The sequence below is a fragment of the Streptomyces sp. NPDC086549 genome, assembly GCF_044746205.1.
In the GTDB taxonomy this organism is placed as follows: domain Bacteria; phylum Actinomycetota; class Actinomycetes; order Streptomycetales; family Streptomycetaceae; genus Streptomyces.
Genome location: NZ_JBIVBS010000013.1, coordinates 51,857 through 67,225, shown reverse-complemented (window position 1 = coordinate 67,225; position 15,369 = coordinate 51,857). Strand labels below are relative to the sequence as shown.

8 protein-coding genes are annotated in these 15,369 nt (G+C 71.2%); 7 read left to right on the top strand and 1 reads right to left on the bottom strand.

Annotated elements, in window-relative coordinates:
- The first annotated feature begins 204 nt into the window (after positions 1-204).
- Positions 205-1,650 (top strand): aldehyde dehydrogenase family protein, encoded by a 1,446-nt coding sequence (locus ACIPSA_RS33650; RefSeq protein ID WP_402641482.1) that lies wholly within the window; start codon positions 205-207, stop codon positions 1,648-1,650.
- 163 nt (positions 1,651-1,813) lie between these two features.
- On the opposite strand, the gene ACIPSA_RS33645 is transcribed toward ACIPSA_RS33650, so the two are convergent.
- The gene (locus ACIPSA_RS33645; RefSeq protein ID WP_402641479.1) at positions 1,814-4,645 is read right to left on the bottom strand and encodes a glycoside hydrolase family 3 C-terminal domain-containing protein; all 2,832 of its coding nucleotides are present in this window, start codon (positions 4,643-4,645) and stop codon (positions 1,814-1,816) included.
- Between the two features lie 346 nt (positions 4,646-4,991).
- Between ACIPSA_RS33645 and ACIPSA_RS33640 the strand changes: the two genes are divergently transcribed.
- The 6 genes from ACIPSA_RS33640 (at position 4,992) to ACIPSA_RS33615 (ending at position 15,334) form a co-directional block, all read left to right on the top strand.
- On the top strand, positions 4,992-6,683 hold the full coding sequence (locus tag ACIPSA_RS33640) for an extracellular solute-binding protein (RefSeq protein ID WP_402641476.1): 1,692 nt from the start codon (positions 4,992-4,994) through the stop codon (positions 6,681-6,683).
- Between the two features lie 27 nt (positions 6,684-6,710).
- Complete coding sequence (locus ACIPSA_RS33635) at positions 6,711-7,748, top strand: ABC transporter permease (RefSeq protein WP_402641473.1); 1,038 nt, start codon at positions 6,711-6,713, stop codon at positions 7,746-7,748.
- Complete coding sequence (locus tag ACIPSA_RS33630; protein ID WP_402641472.1) at positions 7,745-8,683, top strand: carbohydrate ABC transporter permease; 939 nt, start codon at positions 7,745-7,747, stop codon at positions 8,681-8,683. The genes ACIPSA_RS33635 and ACIPSA_RS33630 overlap by 4 nt, the downstream gene beginning before the upstream one ends.
- 287 nt (positions 8,684-8,970) lie before the next feature.
- Positions 8,971-11,163 (top strand): 1,4-beta-glucanase, encoded by a 2,193-nt coding sequence (locus tag ACIPSA_RS33625; protein ID WP_402641470.1) that lies wholly within the window; start codon positions 8,971-8,973, stop codon positions 11,161-11,163.
- Positions 11,160-13,142 (top strand): beta-galactosidase, encoded by a 1,983-nt coding sequence (locus ACIPSA_RS33620; protein ID WP_402641467.1) that lies wholly within the window; start codon positions 11,160-11,162, stop codon positions 13,140-13,142. Before ACIPSA_RS33625 ends, ACIPSA_RS33620 begins: the two co-directional genes overlap by 4 nt.
- A complete protein-coding gene (locus ACIPSA_RS33615; RefSeq protein WP_402641464.1) occupies positions 13,139-15,334 on the top strand; it encodes a glycosyl hydrolase family 95 catalytic domain-containing protein in 2,196 nt (731 codons plus the stop codon). Before ACIPSA_RS33620 ends, ACIPSA_RS33615 begins: the two co-directional genes overlap by 4 nt.
- The last annotated feature ends 35 nt before the right edge of the window (positions 15,335-15,369 follow it).

Below are 15,369 nucleotides of genomic sequence, written 5' to 3'. Positions count from 1 at the left end.
GTCTGAAAGGCGAGCCAAAACAGCCCGTCCGGCGCTTGAGGACGAGGCCGTCCACGCGGCCCCAGCCCCCCCACCACGCCATTCCGGCACATCCCCACTCCCCACCAGTACGACTCGGACAAGCGACCCCCGCCCACCCCCGTCCTACCGTGGGACACGAAAGAACACGCACACCCCCAACGCGGAAAGGCCGGGACTCGCACAATGACTTCCACCCACGCCTTCTGGCTCGCCGGCCGCCAGGTCATCGGCGAGGACACCTTCGACGTCACCTCCCCGTGGGACGGGCGGCTGGTCGGCAAGGTCAGCGTGCCGACGGATGCCCAGGTCGAGGAGGCCGTGGCCGCCGCGTACGCCGTGCGGGACGAGTTCGCCGCCACGCCGGCCCATGTGCGCGCCGCCGCCCTGGACCACGTCAGCAAGCGCCTGGCCGAGCGCACCGAGGAGATCGCCCAGCTGATCTCCGCCGAGAACGGCAAGCCGATCAAGTGGGCGCGCGGCGAGGTCGGCCGTGCCGTGTCCGTGTTCCGGTTCGCGGCCGAGGAGGCCCGCCGGTTCAACAGCGGCGAGGCCCAGCGGCTGGACACCGACCTCGGCGGCCAGGGGCGCCTCGCGCTCACCCGCCGCTTCCCCAAGGGTGTCGTCCTCGGTATCGCGCCGTTCAACTTCCCGCTGAACCTGTGCGCCCACAAGATCGCCCCGGCCATCGCCGCCGGCGCCCCGATCATCCTCAAGCCGGCGCCCGCCACCCCGCTCTCCGGCCTGATCATCGGCGACCTGCTCGCCGAGACCGACCTGCCCGCCGGTTCGTGGTCGGTTCTCCCGGTCGCCAACGACAAGATGCCCGCCCTCGTCCAGGACGAGCGCCTGCCGGTCATCTCCTTCACCGGCTCCGACAAGGTCGGGTACGCGATCATGGACTCGGTGCCGCGCAAGCACCTCACCCTGGAGCTGGGCGGCAACGGCGCGGCCGTCGTCCTCGGTGACTTCGCGAGCGACGCGGACCTGGACTGGGCCGCGACCCGCATCGCGACCTTCTCCAACTACCAGGGCGGCCAGTCCTGCATCTCCGTGCAGCGCGTGATCGCGGACGCCTCCGTGTACGACCGTCTGCTGCCGCGCATCGTCGCCGCCGTCGAGGCCCAGGCCACCGGCGACCCCTCCGACGACAAGACCGACGTCGGCCCGCTGGTCAGCGAGGCCGCCGCCGAGCGCGTCGAGGCGTGGGTCAAGGAGGCCGTCGAGGCCGGCGCCACCCTGCTCACCGGCGGCGACCGCGACGGCGCCTCCTACGCGCCGACCGTCCTCACCGACGTGCCGGCCGACACCACCATCGCCTGCGAGGAGGTCTTCGGACCGGTCCTCACCGTGCAGAAGGTGGACGGCGAGGCCGAGGCCTTCGCGGCCGTCAACTCCTCCAAGTACGGCCTCCAGGCGGGCGTGTTCACCCACGACCTCCAGGTCGCCTTCCGCGCCCACCGCGCGCTGGAGGTCGGCGGTGTGGTCATCGGCGACGTGCCGTCCTACCGCGCGGACCAGATGCCGTACGGCGGTGCCAAGCAGTCCGGCGTCGGCCGTGAGGGCGTGAAGTTCGCGATGGACGACTACACCTACGAGCGCGTGCTGGTCCTCACCGGACTCGCCCTCTGACCTGCCACGGACAGGTAGGGAGCGAACGGCCGCAGCCCGCTGTGCGGGGGCTGCGGCCGTTTCCGTGTCCCGGGCACCGCCGTCCATCCAGGGTTCCGAAAGGGCCCGGCACCGATGTCTTCCGGTGCCGGGCCCCTTCTCTGTGCCGGTCTCCTCCGGACCCTCAACCGGAGAAGCCGACGTGCGCGAGCCGCACCGGCCCGCGCAGTCTGAGGTGCACGTCGTGCACGCCCTCGGCGACGATCCCGGCGCCGAGCGTCCGGTAGACGTACGGGCCGGGCGTGCCCGGCCTCAGCACGGCCAGCGCCGGGCCGCCGTCCAGGGACAGCTCGACCACGCCCTCGCCCGCCAGCCGAGCGGTCACCTCGGTCACGCCGCCGCCGAAGTCGCAGTCCCGGTAGACGAGTTCGCCGGAGCCGCCGTCCACCGGGGTCACCGCGTCCCCCGACACCTTCGTACGGTCCACTAGGGCGATGCCGGACTGCTCGTCGAAGCCGGCCGCGTCCAGGCCGCGTCCGAGGACCGCGCGCGGCACCGCCGGCTCCCCGTCGAGGGACACGGTCGTACGCAGCCGGACGTCCTCGCTGGAGGCGCCGACCAGAAGGTCGTACGGCCCCCGCTCCAGGCGCCACCGGTCCTGTGCCACATCCCAGAACTCGAAGGCGGACAGGGGGACTTGGCAGGTCAGCTCGGTCCGGACACCCGGGGCCAGCGTCATCCGCCGGTGCGCGGCCAGCTCGCGGCGCGGACGCACGGCCGAGGGCTCCACGGCACGGGTGTAGATCTGGACGACCTCGTCGGCCGTGACGTCGCCCGTGTTGGTGACCGTGAAGGACACCTGGACGGAGCCGTCCTCGACGCGGGCCGACAGGTCGGCGTACGAGAACGAGGCGTACGACAGGCCGTGGCCGAACGGGAAGAGCGGGGTGCCCTCGAAGTACAGGTACGTCTGGCGGGCGCCGATGACGTCGTAGTCGAGCAGGTCGGGCAGATCGGCGTCGGCCGCGTACCAGGTCTGCGGGAGGCGGCCCGCGGGGGAGACGTCACCCGCCAGCACCCGGGCCAGCGCGGTGCCCGCGGCCTGGCCGCCGTGCGCGGTCCACAGCACGGCGGGCAGCCGCACGACGTCCACCGCGTACGGGTACGCCGAGACCAGGACCAGCGCCGTGCGGGGGTTCGCGGCGCGGGCGGCGCGCAGCAGCCGCTCCTGCTGGGCGGGCAGGTTCAGGCTCGTACGGTCCTCGGTCTCGCGGCCGTTGATGTGCGGGTCGTTGCCCGCGACCACCAGGACGACGTCGGCCTGGGCGGCGACCCGGGCCACGGCCTCCTCGCCGCGCTCGGTCACGACGAGTTCGAAGATCTCCGGATTCTCCTCGGCAACCTTCACGCCGTCGGCGGCGACAGAGACATGGCGACCCGTACCGATGTGCCGCAGGAGGTGACCGCTGTCGTGGGGTTCCAGGCGGAAGGTCTCCTGGACGACCCAGCCGCCGGGCTGGTCCGCGGAGGCGCGCACATGTCCGTCCTCGGCGACCGAGAGGTAGCGGCCGTCGGGGGCGCGGAGTGTGAGGACGCCCTCGCCCCAGTCGACGAGCGCGAGTTCGGTGCCGGTGGCGTCCGTGGTGAGCGGGGGCAGGTCGGTGCGGCCGGAGAGCAGGGCGGGATCGAGGGCGCCCTCGGCCCCGCGCACCGCGTCGGGCGCCTCGGGGGCGGCCGGCACATGGAGGAACGCGCCGGTGGACGTGCGCAGCCGGACCCGGTCCACGCCCTCCGCGAACTCCACGCGCTCCGCGCCGAACCGCTCGTAGAGCCCCTCCAGCGGAGTGGACCGGTGCAGGAGCGTGCCGCTGTACCAGTCGAGTTTGCACTCGTCGGCGAGCAGGCCGACGACCGCGATGCGGGTGTCGTGCGCGAGGGGCAGCAGACCGTCGTTCCTCAGCAGGACCACCGCCTGCTCGGCGGCCTCCCGGGCGAGCGCGCGGTGCGCCGGGGTGTCGAACTCGCCGGTGCCCGCGTGGGGGTCGTAGTGCGGGTCGAACTCGCCGAGCCGGAAGCGGACCGAGAGCTGGCGGCGCACCGCCGTGTCGATGTCCGACTCCGTCAACAGCCCCTGTTCCAGGGCTCCTCGGATCCGCGCGGTGATCTTGGAGCTGTCCGTGCCGTGGTCGGTGAAGCTGTCGACGCCGGCCAGGACGGCGGCCGCCGTCGCCTGCTCATGGGTGTCGAAGTAGTGCTCGGAGTCGACCAGGTTGGAGGGTGCGCCCGCGTCCGAGCAGACCAGGAGGTCCTCGTCGGTCCAGGCGCGCAGGTGCTCCCGCAGATACGGGGAGACGTGGTTGGGGCGGCCGTTGACCAGGTTGTATGCGGGCATCACACCGGCCACCGCGCCGGCCTCCACCGTCTCCTTGAAGGCGCGCAGATCGTACTCGTGCAGCACGCGCGGGCGCACCGAGGAGGACGTGACGTCCCGGCCGGTCTCGTTGTTGTGCGCCAGCCAGTGCTTGAGGACGGGTGCGGTGCGCCAGTACGTCGGATGGTCGCCGCGCAGACCGTGTGTGTACGCGGTGGCGATCGCCGAGGTCAGCTTCGGGTCCTCCGAGTAGCCCTCCTCGTTGCGGCCCCACAGCGGGTGGCGCAGCAGGTTGACCGTCGGGGACCAGACGTTGAGGCCGACGCGGTCGTCGTGGGCGCGCATCGCGCGGACCTCCTTGGACACCGCCTCGCCCACGCGCCGTACGAGGCCGGTGTTCCAGGTCGCGCCGAGGCCCACCGCCTGCGGGAAGATGGTGGCCGGGCCCATCCAGGCCACGCCGTGCAGCGCCTCCTGGCCGGTGCGGAACGCGGCGATGCCGAGCCGCTCGACGGCGGGAGCGAACTGGTGCAGGAAGGAGGCCTTCTCGTCCAGGGTGAGCCGCGCCAGCAGGTCGTCGATGCGCTTCGCGAACGGCAGCTGCGGATCACGGAAAGGCGGCGTAGGCGGCGTTTGTGCGGTCAAGTGTGGTTCCCCCAGCGATGGAGCGGTGAGGCGCTTTCGAAGCGCTTCGATGCTCATTCGACAACAGGGGAAGTGTCAAGACACCCTGACCGAAATTTCAAGCAGCACATGAGAAGAGGTCGGCCCGGACGCCTCGGAGGAATCTTGGAAGCGACCCTTGTGCGCCCCCGGGTGTTCACTTAACCTCGCAGCAACATCGAAGCGCTTCGACTACGGGTTTGCGGCCGGGAGGCATGCATTCCGTGCCATGGGTCGGATGACCGCTTCAGCTCAGCCAGTTCCACTCGAGACACCGCAGCCGACGGCCACCGCCGGGTGTCCTGGTGCGCCACGAAGGGTTGACGCAATGACGCCGAACGCCGCTTCCGCCCCCTCCGGGCCGAGCCGGAGAAGTTTCCTCGCCTCCACGGCAGTCGCCACCGCAGCGGTGGCGGGCGGGATGCCGCTGCTTGCCGCATGCGGGGGGTCGGACAGCGGGTCGGGAGGGGGCTCCTCCTCGGGCAAGGACGCGAAGAAGCTGCTGCCGTCCTACGTCGCCAACAACGTGGTGACCCCGGACATCCCGTCGAAGAACGGCTCCTCGATCGGCTTCACCAGCAAGCTCGACCTGGCGACCCTGAAGACCTCCGTCCCGAAGAAGCTCGGCAAGGGCGGCAAGGTCACCGTCATGGCCCCGTTCTGGGGCTCCCCGCCGAAGCAGGACAACGCCTACTACAAGGCGATGAACGACATGATCGGCGTCGACGTCGAGTGGCAGAACCAGGACGGCAACACCTACGACCAGAAGCTGGGCGCGGTCCTCGCCTCCAGCGAGGTACCGGACGTGGTGGTCGTCCCGAACTGGAACATGGGCGGCAAGATACCCACCGCCATCATCAGCAAGTTCGCCGACCTCGGCCCCTACCTGTCGGGCGACAAGGTCAAGGACTACCCGAACCTCGCCGCCATCCCGACCGACGCCTGGCGGCGCTGCATCTTCGGCGGCAAGCTGCGCGGCCTGCCGATGCCGGCCTCGTACGTGACCAACATCGTGCCCTTCTACCGCAAGGACATCTTCGACAAGAAGGGGTACGAGGTCCCGCGCTCGGCGGACGAGTTCCTCGCCCTGGCCAAGGAGATCACCAACGCCAAGGCCAAGCGCTGGGCCTGCATGGACATGAAGTGGACCGCCTGGCAGATGTTCAGCGTGCTCTCCGGCAGCGAGAAGCCGCTCGGCTGGAACCTCGTCGACGGCAAGCTGATCAACCGCATCGAGACCCAGGAATACCTCGAAGCGCTGGAGTGGACCCGCAAGCTCTTCGCCGCCGGGGTCGTCCACCCCGACTCCATGCTGGGCAAGAACGCCCCCGACGCGGGCCCCAAGTTCGCGGCCGGCGAGTTCCTGATCTACCCCAACGACATCAGCCAGTGGTGGAGCCGCACCGCCGAACAGGCCACCCAGAACCCGGACTACAAGATCTGGGGCATGGACGTCTACGCCCACGACGGCGGCAACCCGCAGGTCTGGGCCGAACAGCCCGCCGGCATCTTCGCCTTCATCAACAAGAAGGCCTCGGAGTCCGTGATCCACGACGTGCTGGCCGTCGCCAACACCACCGCCGCGCCGTACGGCACCAAGGAGTACATGGCCACCAACTACGGCGTGGAGGGCACCCACTACACCGTCAAGAACGGTGTGCCCACCAAGACCACCCAGGGCAACAACGAGGTCATCAACGCCTACGTCATGGTCGCCAGCCCCGCCTCCACCATCGCCCACCCCGACTTCCCCGAGGTCTCCAAGGCTCAGGTGGAGTGGCAGCAGCGGATGGGCTCCTTCACCAAGAAGTCCAGCTTCTTCGGCCAGATGATCACCGAGCCGTCCCGCTACACCAACCTCATGAACGACTTCGAGCAGCTCGAAGACGACATCACCCGCGGCCGCAAGAAGATCAGCGACATGCAGCAGGCCGTCTCCGACTGGAAGAGCAAGGGCGGCGACAAGCTGCGCGACTGGTACCAGAAGCTGCTCGACGACAACGGTTCGTCCGCGAGCTGACCAGGCACCGAGGCAAGGAGAACGGCCGTGTCCCACAGCACGGTGCCTCGCAGCAGGGCCGAGGCAGACGACAGAGCGGGGAGGACTCCGGTGGCGTCCGACGGCACCACCGGAACCCGGAAGAAGGGGAGCACCGGCAAGCTGAGCCTGCGCCTCAGATTCAGACGCGACCGCGCACTGATCCTGATGACGCTGCCGGCGGTCCTGCTGCTCCTGGTCTTCAACTACCTGCCGATCCTCGGCAACATCGTCGCCTTCCAGGACTACGACCCGTACGTCAGCGACAACGGCATCGTCTCCATGCTGCACAGCGCCTGGGTGGGCGTGGAGAACTTCCAGCAGATCTTCGCGGACTCGGCGTTCTGGAACGCGGTGAAGAACACCCTGGTGCTGTTCTTCCTGCAACTCGTGCTGTTCTTCCCGATCCCGATCGCGCTCGCACTGCTCATCAACAGCGTGATCCGGCCCCGGGTGCGGGCGCTCGCGCAGGCCGTCCTGTACCTCCCGCACTTCTTCTCATGGGTGCTGGTCATCTCCGTCTTCCAGCAGATCTTCGGCGGCGCGGGCCTGCTGTCGCAGCTGCTGCGGCAACACGGCTACGACGGCATCAACATCATGTCCGACCCGTCGACCTTCAAGTTCCTGGTCACGGCGGAGAGCGTCTGGAAGGACGCGGGCTGGGGGATCATCGTCTTCCTGGCGGCACTGGCGTCCGTGAGCCCGGACCTCTACGAGGCGGCGGCGATGGACGGAGCGGGCCGCTGGCGCCGCATGTGGCACGTCACGCTCCCTGCCCTGCGCCCGGTGATCGCCCTGCTGCTGGTGCTCCGGGTCGGCGACGCCCTGACCGTCGGCTTCGAACAGATCCTCCTCCAACGTGACGCCGTCGGCCCCGGGGCCTCGGAGGTCCTCGACACCTTCGTCTGGTGGAACGGCGTCCGCAACCAGGACTTCGGCTACGCGGCCGCCGCCGGCCTCATCAAGGGCGTGGTCAGCATCGGCCTGGTCCTCGCCGCGAACAAGGTGGCCCATCTCATGGGCGAGCAGGGGGTGTACAAGAAATGACCGCCGTCATCGACGAGCCGCCCGTACGGGAACCGTCCCGGTGGGCCGCCCCGCCCCGCCCGGTCTGGGAGGAGGCGCCGAGCAAGTCCGGAGTGGCCGGCAAGGGACTCGTCCTCGCCCTGGCCTGCCTGGGCATCCTCTTCCCGCTGTGGATCATCGTCGTCACCAGCCTCTCCTCGCGGAAGACGATCGACCGGGCCGGTGGCCTGGTGATGGTGCCCAAGGGCATCACCTTCGTCGCCTACAAGGAACTGCTGAGCGGTGGCCAGGTCACCCGGGCCACGATCATCAGCATCGCGATCGCCCTGGTCGGCACGCTCTTCTCGATGGCCGTCTCGGTCCTGTGCGCCTACGGCCTCTCGCGCATCGGCACGCTCGGCCACCGCTGGTTCCTGATGCTGCTGCTCGCGACGATGTTCTTCAGCGCGGGCCTGATCCCGACGTACCTCCTGGTCCAGTCCCTGGGCCTCACCGACAGCTATCTCGCCCTGATCCTGCCGAGCGCGGTGAGCGTCTTCAACATCCTCGTCCTGCGCGGGTTCTTCATGGGCATCTCGCAGGAGCTCATCGACAGCGCGCGCATCGACGGCGCGGGCGATTTCCGGATCCTGTGGCAGATCGTCATGCCGCTGTCGCGTGCGGTCCTCGCGGTCATCACGCTGTTCTACGCGGTCGGGTACTGGAGCGCCTGGTTCAACGCCTCCCTGTACCTGAACAACCAGGACATGATGCCGCTGCAGAACGTCATGATCCAGCTCGTCCAGAAGCAGGAGGCCCCGGTGGGCCTGGGGCAGGCCATCAAGACCGGCCAGCTTTCCGGCCTCGCCGTCCAGATGGCCGTCATGGTCATGGCCCTCCTCCCGGTCGCCGTCCTGTCGCCCTTCGTCCAGAAGCACTTCAAGAAGGGCATGCTGACCGGCGCGGTGAAGGGCTGAAGCCCGAGCGGCGGGCCGCGCCGTAGGGGTGGCGGCCGTGTGACGTCCGACGGCCGGTTGTGGCTGGTCGCGCAGTTCCCCGTGCCCCTGGGGAGTTGCCCCGACGCGGGCAGCCGGCCCCGCAAGCCGCGGGCATGCGTGCCTCCCCCCCCAGAGGGGGGACCCCCAGGGCGGCACGGGTGGGCGCGGCGGTACCCCGTAGCGCCGGGTCGCGCCCCCACCCCTAGCACCAATCCACCGCATCGAAGAAGCCCAGGTCCACGAACCCCACCCCCGCGAGGTACCTCATGCACGCGTCCCGCCGCACCGTCCTCGCAGGGACGGCAGCCGCCGCGCTCACCGCCCTGCCTGCGGTGCAGAACCGAGCTCACGCAGCGGAAGGCAACAACACGGCCCCGCCGGACTACCGCTGGCGCAACGCGGTGATCGGCGGCACCGGATTCGTCACCGGCCTCCTCTTCCACCCCTCCGTACGCGGCCTCGCCTACGCCCGTACCGACATCGGCGGCGCCTACCGCTGGGACGACCGCACCGCCCGCTGGACCCCGCTGACCGACCACCTCGGCTGGGACGACTGGAACCTCCTCGGTGTCGAGGCCCTCGCCGTCGACCCGGCGCACCCCGACCGGATCTACCTCGCTCTCGGCACCTACGCCCAGTCCTGGGCCGGCAACGGAGCCGTGCTGCGCTCGGCGGACCGGGGCGCCACCTGGTCCCGCACCGACCTCGCCGTGAAGCTCGGCGCCAACGAGGACGGCCGGGGCACGGGTGAGCGGCTGCTCGTCGACCCCCGGGACAGCGACACCCTCGGGCTGGGAACCAGACACGACGGCCTCCTCAAGTCGACCGACCGGGGCGTCACCTGGGCAGCCGTCAGCGACTTCCCGGCCACCCCGAGCGCGAGCGGCCAGGGCGTCACCCTGCTGGTTGCGGCGGGGCGCGCGGTGTACGCCGGCTGGGGCGACGCGGACGGGTCCGCCCCGAACCTGTTCCGCACCACCGACGGCACCACCTGGGAAGCCGTGCCCGGGCAGTCCTCCGGCACCGCTGCCAAGGTGCCGATCCGCGCCGCCCACGACTGCCACACCCGCGAGCTGTACGTGACGTACGCCAACGCCCCCGGTCCCAACGGTCAGTCCGACGGCAGTGTGTACAAGCTGGCCACGGCGAGCGGCACGTGGACCGACGTGACCCCGGTCCGGCCCGGCGGCACCGACACCTTCGGCTACGGCGGCGTCGCCGTCGACGCCCGCCGCCCCGGGACCGTCGTCGTCTCCACCAACAACCGCTGGACGGCGGTGGACACCCTGTACCGGACATCCGACGGCGGCCGCACCTGGACGTCCCTCAAGGACTCCGCCGGGATCGACGTTTCCGAGACTCCCTTCCTCAAGTGGGGCGACGACCGGCCGAAGTTCGGCTGGTGGATCCAGGCCGTCGCCGTCGACCCGTACGACTCCCGGAACGTCCTCCACGGCACCGGCGCGACGGTCTACGGCACCCGGGACCTCAAGCACTGGGCCCCGCGGATCCGCGGCCTGGAGGAGACGTCCGTGGTCCAGCTGGTCTCGCCCCCAGCCGGGGAGGCGCACCTGCTGAGCGGCTCGCGGGACATCGGCGTCGTGTACCACGAGCGGCTCACCGCGTCTCCGTCGCGCGGCATGGCGACGAACCCCGTGTTCGGGTCGGCGACGGGACTCGCTCAGGCCGCGCGCAGGCCGTCGTACGTCGTCCGTGCGGGGTGGGGTGACCACGGCAACGGGGCCCGCTCCGACGACGGCGGCCGGACCTGGGCGCCCTTCGCGGCCCAGCCCGCCATCGCCAAGGACGCTCCGGGGCCGATCGCCACCAACACCGACGGCAGTGTGCTGCTGTGGTCCTTCGTGCACTGGGACGGTACGAAGTACGCGGCCCACCGCTCCACGGACAACGGCACGACCTGGTCCGAGGTCTCCTCCTTCCCGAAGGGCGCCGCGCCGGTCGCCGACCCGGCCGACCCGACGCTCTTCTACGCGTACGACTCCGACACAGGAACGCTACTCGCCAGCACTGACAGTGGCCTCTCGTTCACAGCGCGTGCGACCGGGCTGCCCTCCGGCGACAGCCAGTTCAAGCTGGTCGCGGCGCCGGACAGATCCGGCGACCTGTGGCTGAGCACCAAGTGGAACGGGCTGTACCGGTCCACCGACGGGGGTGTGCGCTTCTCCAAGGTCGCCAGCTGCTGGGCCTCCTACACCCTCGGCTTCGGCAAGGCGGCCGACGGCGCCGGCTACCCGGCGGTCTACCAGGTCGGCTCCACCGAGGCGGTCACCGCCGTCTACCGCTCCGACGACGAGGCGAGGACCTGGGTGCGGATCAACGACGACCGGCACCAGTGGGGCTGGACCGGCGAGATCATCGTCGGCGACCCGCGCGTGTACGGCCGGGTCTACCTCGCCACCAACGGACGGGGCATCCAGTACGGGGAGCCCGTCCGATGACCCGGCGCACAGGACCCGGCCTCGGCGACGCCACCCGCGGCCGCATCCTCTTCGGCGGCGACTACAACCCGGAGCAGTGGCCCGAGGAGACCTGGCACGAGGACGTCCGGCTCATGCGGGACGCCGGCGTCAACTCCGTCACCCTCGGCGTCTTCTCCTGGGCGAAGCTCGAACCCCGCCCGGGCGCCAGGGAGTTCGGCTGGCTCGACACGCTGATGGACCTGATGCACGACAACGGCATCGGCGTCGTCCTCGCCACCCCCACCTCCTCACCCCCGCCCTGGCTGGGCCGGCTCCACCCGGACACCCTGCCCCGCGACGCCGACGGCCGCATCGAGTGGTGGGGCGGCCGCCAGCACTTCTCGCACTCCAGCGCCACCTACCGCCGCCACGCCGCCGCCATCACCGAGGACCTGGCCGCCCGCTACGGCGGCCACCCCGCCCTCACGATGTGGCACATCAACAACGAGTACTGCACCTTCGACCACGGCGACGAGGCCGCCGCCGCCTTCCGCCGCTGGCTGCGCGCGAGGTACGGCACCCTCGACGCCCTCAACACCGCCTGGGGCACCGCCTTCTGGGGCCAGGGATACGACACCTGGGACGGCATCCTGCCCCCGCGCCGCGTCCACTACCTGAAGAACCCCGCCCAGGTGCTGGACTTCCGCCGCTTCACCTCCGACATGCTGCTGGAGTGCTACGCCGCCGAGCGCGACATCGTCGCCCGGCACACCCCGCACATCCCGGTCACCACCAACTTCATGCCGCTGTGGACCGGCCAGGACGCCTGGCGCTGGGCCGAGGAGGAGGACGTCGTCTCGGTCGACCTCTACCCCGACCCGCGCGACCCCCTCGGCCCGCAGCACGGCGCGCTCGTCCAGGACCTCACCCGCTCCCAGGCCCGCGGCCCCTGGATGCTCATGGAACAGGCGGCCGGACCCGTCAACTGGCGGGGCGTGAACCACCCCAAGCCCCGTGGCCTCAACCGCCTCTGGTCCCTCCAGGCCGTGGCCCGCGGCGCCGACGCCGTCTGCTACTTCCAGTGGCGCCAGTCCCGGCAGGGCGCGGAGAAGTTCCACTCCGCGATGGTCTCTCACGCGGGGGAGCGGGGCCGTACGTACCAGGAGGTCAGGCGGCTGGGCGCGGACCTCGCCAGGATCGGCGGCGAGGTGACGGGAGGCCGCGTCAAGGCCGACATCGCCGTCCTCCACGACTGGCACGCCTGGTGGGCCGGCGCCCAGGAGGGCCGTCCCTCCACCGAGGCCGACCACGCGGCCGTCCTGCACGCCTGGCACCGTGCCCTGTGGGAGTCCCACCTCACCACCGACTTCGCCCACCCCGAGCACGACCTGTCCGGCTACCGGCTCGTCGTCGTCCCGCAGCTCTACCTCCTCACCGACGCGGCGACCGAGAACCTCCTCGCGTACGTCCGCGGCGGGGGAACCCTGGTCTGTGGCTTCCTGACCGGTGTCGCCGACGAGGACGACCGGGTGCGGCCCGGCGGCATGGACGCCCGGCTGCGCGAGCTGTTCGGCATCCGCACGCTGCACGAATGGTGGCCGCTGGACCCGGGGGAGACCGTCGAGTGCGACGGCTTCCGCGGGACGCTGTGGTCGGAGGAGATCGAGGCCGGAACCGGTGCCGTCGAGACGATCACCTACAAGGGCGGGGAACTCGACGGGCTGCCCGCCGTCCTGCGCAGGGGCCGCGCCTGGTACGTCTCCACACTTCCCGAGCCGGAGGCACTGCGCGGCCTGCTCGGCCGGATCGCCGCGGAGGCGGGCGCACGGCCCGTGCTCGACGGCCTGCCCGCGACGGTCGAGGCCGTCCGCCGCGGCGAGCTGCTGTTCCTCCTCAACCACGGCCGCGAGCCGGTCACGGTCGACGTGCCCGGCACCCACCACGACCTGCTCACCGGAACGACGGTCGCGGACGAGGCCGCCCTCGGCCGGTACAGCGTGATGGTCCTGAAGCCATGACGACAACTCCTGTTCACGGCACCTGGGAACCCCTCCCCGCCGCCCGCTGGGAGGACGCCTTCCTGAGCGGCAACGGCCACCATGGCGTCCTCGTGTTCGGGGATCCGGACGACGACCGTGTCATCGTCACCCACCACACCCTCGTACGCCCCAACGGCGGCGAGCACGCCCGCCCCCCGCAGCTGGCGGCCGGACTACCCGCCCTGCAGGACCGGTTGCTCGCCGGTGACCTCACCGCCGCGGAAGGCTTCACGGACGGCCGCCCGTTGCAGTGGGTGCAGCCCTTCCATCCCGCCTTCCGGATACGGCTGCGGAGACCGGCCGAAGACGGGCACGCATACCGCCGGACCGTCGACTTCAGCACCGGCGAGGTGACCGCCGAGCGCGCCGACCGGCGCAGCCGCGTCTTCGTCTCCCGCGCCGACGACGTGATCGTCCAGCACGTCACGGCACCGGGTCCCACCCTCGACATCGCCCTCGACCACCGGCTGCCGAACGCTCCCGCCGGGCTGGGCGTCGGCCACGGCTCGCTGCTCACCCCCGAGGGCGCCGCGCTGAGCCTGCGCGCCCGCTACCCGGACAGCGACCGCGGGTACACCGGCACGACCCTGGTCGCGGTGACCGGCGGCGCGACGACCCTCACCCCACCGGGCGTGCGCGTCGAGGGTGCCGAGTCCGTCCTGCTCCTCACCCGCGTGCGGCGTCACACCGGTGAGCTCGACGTCGCCGAGGAGACGCGGGCGCTGCGCGAACTTGTGGCAGGGCGGTCGTACGACGCACTTCTCGACCGGCACCTCGCCCTCCACCGCACCGCCTACGACCGCGTCACCCTCGACCTCGCCGCCGATCCCGCCGACCGCGCCCTGCCCGGCAGCGAGCTGCTCGGGCGTCCGCGCAGCGCGGCCCTCCTGGAGCGGCTCTTCGCGGCCGGCCGCTACCACCTGCTGTCCGCCAGCGGCCTGTTGCCGCCCCGCCTCACCGGTCTGTGGACCGGCGACTGGAACACCGCCTGGTCCGGCGCCTTCACCACCGATGCCAACCTCAACCTCCAGACCGCCTCCGCCGCTGCCGCCGGGCTCCCCGAAGTCACCGAGGCCCAGGCATCCCTGATCCACAGTCAGCTGTCCGACTGGCGCGACAACGCCCGAGCGGTCTTCGGCGCACGGGGAGTCGTCGCGCCCCCGCACACCGACGGCGAGTCCGGGCACACGTACCACTTCAGCCGCGAATACCCCCTTCATCTGTGGACCGCGGGCGCCGACTGGCTGCTCAAGCCGCTCGTCGACCACGACGAGACCCGGGGCGCACGCGACCCGCGCACCGCCGCCGCCCTCGCCGAGGTCGCCCTCTTCTACGAGGACTTCCTCACCCGCACCGACGAGGACGGCCATGTGGTCGTCGTCCCCTCGTACTCGCCGGAGAACCGCCCCGCGAACGCCAGTTGGGGTGCCGTCAACGCGGCCATGGACCTGTCGGCCGCCCGGCACGCCCTGCTGACCGCGGCCGACTACCACCCGGGACCCGGCGCGGACCGCCGGCGCGCCCTCGCCGACCGCCTCCCGCCCCACCGGATCAACGCCGACGGCGCCCTGGCCGAATGGGCCTGGCCGGGCCTGGACGACACCTACGACCACCGTCACCTCAGCCACCTCTACGGCGTCTGGCCCCTCGACGAGATCAACCCGTACGACACCCCGGACCTCGCCAAGGCCGCCCATCGCGCCCTCGAACTGCGCGGCGCGGAGAACGACTCGGCCCACGGCCACCTGCACCACGCCCTGATCGCGGCCCGGCTCCGGGACGCCGACCGGATCGCCGACGCGCTCGCCCAGGTCCTGGAGGGCGACTTCTTCCACGCCTCCCTGATGAGCGCGCACTACCCCGGCCGCGACGTCTACAACGCGGACGCCGCGCACACCCTCCCCGCCGTGCTGATCGAGATGCTCGTGCAGTCCACCCCGGACCGGCTCGTCCTGCTGCCCGCGCTGCCGAGGTCGTACCCGGCGGGCGAACTCCGGGGCGTACGGACGCGGTTCGGAGCGGAGGTCGACATCGCCTGGACCCCCCACGGCGCGCGAGCCGTCCTGCGGCCGCGCCGCACCCACCGCGTCGAACTGCGGACTTCCTCCGGCGCACAGCCGCTCGACCTCGTCGCCGGAGAAGACCGCGTCCTCACCCTGGGGGCGCGGTAACCCGGGAAATTCCCCCCACCCATGGAAGGGACGCC

Bases quoted from the DNA above. Each gene is read 5' to 3' on its own strand.
- ACIPSA_RS33650 (WP_402641482.1), top strand. From the start codon at position 205: ATGACTTCCACCCACGCCTTCTGGCTCGCCGGCCGCCAGGTCATCGGC.
- ACIPSA_RS33640 (WP_402641476.1), top strand. From the start codon at position 4,992: ATGACGCCGAACGCCGCTTCCGCCCCCTCCGGGCCGAGCCGGAGAAGT.
- ACIPSA_RS33630 (WP_402641472.1), top strand. From the start codon at position 7,745: ATGACCGCCGTCATCGACGAGCCGCCCGTACGGGAACCGTCCCGGTGG.
- ACIPSA_RS33625 (WP_402641470.1), top strand. From the start codon at position 8,971: ATGCACGCGTCCCGCCGCACCGTCCTCGCAGGGACGGCAGCCGCCGCG.
- ACIPSA_RS33620 (WP_402641467.1), top strand. From the start codon at position 11,160: ATGACCCGGCGCACAGGACCCGGCCTCGGCGACGCCACCCGCGGCCGC.
- ACIPSA_RS33615 (WP_402641464.1), top strand. From the start codon at position 13,139: ATGACGACAACTCCTGTTCACGGCACCTGGGAACCCCTCCCCGCCGCC.